This window comes from Gilvimarinus sp. 1_MG-2023 (assembly GCF_030548285.1).
This window is the reverse complement of the sequence record NZ_JAUOSC010000478.1, coordinates 1-341: the sequence shown is the minus strand read 5'-3', so window position 1 is coordinate 341 and position 341 is coordinate 1. Positions and strand designations below refer to the sequence as shown.

Annotated in this window: 1 protein-coding gene; it reads left to right on the top strand. The window is 59.5% G+C overall.

Translation table 11 applies throughout. The features are described from left to right. Positions 1 to 341, top strand: a 341-nt coding sequence (locus Q4563_RS17710) for a molybdopterin cofactor-binding domain-containing protein (RefSeq protein ID WP_303605437.1), incomplete at both ends; no start/stop codon positions are given.

Sequence of the window (341 nt, the reverse complement as noted above, 5' to 3'; positions counted from 1 at the left end):
GAACAAGACCAGTCCGGTGCTGAAACGTGGTCTGGCGCTGACGCCGGTGAAGTTCGGTATTTCCTTTACCTTGCAGCATCTCAACCAGGCCGGTGCGCTGATACATATCTACACTGACGGTTCGATACAGGTAAACCACGGTGGCACCGAGATGGGCCAGGGCTTGCACACCAAGGTCGGCCAGATTGTTGCCCAGACGCTGGGTGTCAGCCTCGACAGCATTCAGGTGACCGCCACGCGTACCGACAAGGTACCGAATACCTCACCGACGGCGGCTTCCAGTGGCACCGACCTGAACGGCAAGGCGGCGCAAAATGCCGCGCTGATTCTCAAGCAGCGGC